Here is a 1,487-nt window from a genome sequence, read left to right as displayed (position 1 = left end):
CCCCCGACACCCGCTCGGCCTCACCCACCACCCGGGCCGCCGCGGCGGCGACCTCGGTCGCGGTGTCGATGGCGGTGGTCGCCGCGGCGCTGATCACCGCGACCTCCGCGACCGCCGCCTCGGCGTCGGTGAGCACCCGGTCGGTGCGGTCCAGGGTCTCCTCGATCCGGTCCACCACCCCGTTGATCCGCGCCAGCAGCGCCTCCACGCCGTCCAGCACCGCGAAGGCGCGGGCCGGCACGGCGGCGAACGACGCCGCCGAGCCGAAGGCCTGGTCGAGGGCGCTGCGGGTACGGCCGACGACCTCGGTCGGCCGGGGGAATGGGATAGCCATGGCACAAGTGTGCGCTGCCGGTGCACGCTCCGCCGGTCGAGGGATCCGCCGGTCACGGTCTCCGGCGGTAGGGTGCCGGCATGCCGGCCCCCTCGCCGCCGCGTCCGCCCCGCACCGCCGCCGTCCTCGCCGTGCTCGCCGCGCTCCTGGTGGCCCTCGGGGCGTACGGGTCGGCGCGCGCCTCCGACGGGCTCACCGTGCGGCACGTCACCGTGGCCGGGGTGCCGTTGACCGAGGTCCGGGCCTCCCCGCAGGCCGACGTGGGTCGGCGACCGGGTGTGGTGGTCGCGCACGGCTTCGCCGGTTCCGCCCGGCTGATGCGGCCGATCGCCGACACCGTGGCCCGCGACGGCATGGTGGCGCTGTTGCTGGACTTCGCCGGGCACGGCGCCAACCCGGGGCGGCTCGGCGGGGGCGGCCGGGGCGCGTCGGAGGAGACTCTCGCCGCCGACCTGGACGTGGCCGTCGCGCACCTGCGCGGCCTCCCGGACGTGGACCCGGAGCGGATCCACCTGGTCGGGCACTCGATGGGGGCGGGCGCGGTCACCCGCTGGGCCGCCGACCATCCGGAGATCCGCCGCACCGTGGCGATCTCGCTGCCGGACGCGGGCGACGCCGGGGGCGCCCGCCCGGCCGATCTGCTGCTGATCGTCGGCGGGGCCGAGTTCCCCGACTTCCGCCGGGCGGCCGAGGAGGCGGCGGGGCAAGGCGGCGGCACCAGGCGGCTGGTGGAGGTGCCGGGGGTGGAGCACATCTCGGTGCTCTTCGCCGCGCGTACCCACGCCGAGGTCGCCGCGTGGCTCCCGTCGGACGGCGGGTCCGGTGCGCGACCCACCGCCCGGCTCCTTCCGGCGGGCCTTCTGCTGCTCGGTCTGGGGCTGGGCTTCGTACCCCTGACCGTCCTCGCGCTGGGCCGCCGGCCGACCCGTCCGCGACCGACGGCGTCGTCACCGGGGAAGCTGCTCGCGGTCGCGGTGGTCGCCGCGGGCGTCGGCGCGGCGGTTGCGGCGCTCGTCCCCACCGCCCGGCTGCCGCTCGCCGTGGGCGGTCACGTCATCGGATTCCTGCTGGTCAGCGGCCTGCTGTTGGCCGTCGCCGGGCGAGGAGGTACAAGCCTGCGCCCGCGCCGCCGGCGTATGGCTCTGCATAGGCG

The 1,487-nt window shown here is 77.6% G+C and carries 1 protein-coding gene and 1 pseudogene; one reads left to right on the top strand and one right to left on the bottom strand.

Translation table 11 applies throughout. The features are described from left to right. Positions 1 to 334 (bottom strand): annotated as a pseudogene (locus tag AB0I76_RS29790) (hypothetical protein); the annotation flags it as partial. Between the two features lie 80 nt (positions 335 to 414). Between AB0I76_RS29790 and AB0I76_RS29785 the strand changes: the two are divergent. Continuing rightward, positions 415 to 1,487, top strand: a 1,073-nt coding sequence (locus AB0I76_RS29785) for an alpha/beta fold hydrolase (protein WP_357042431.1), incomplete at its 3' end; no start/stop codon positions are given.

The sequence above is a fragment of the Micromonospora sp. NPDC049799 genome (assembly GCF_040656655.1).
GTDB lineage: Bacteria > Actinomycetota > Actinomycetes > Mycobacteriales > Micromonosporaceae > Micromonospora.
This window is presented reverse-complemented; position numbering and strand designations above follow the sequence as displayed.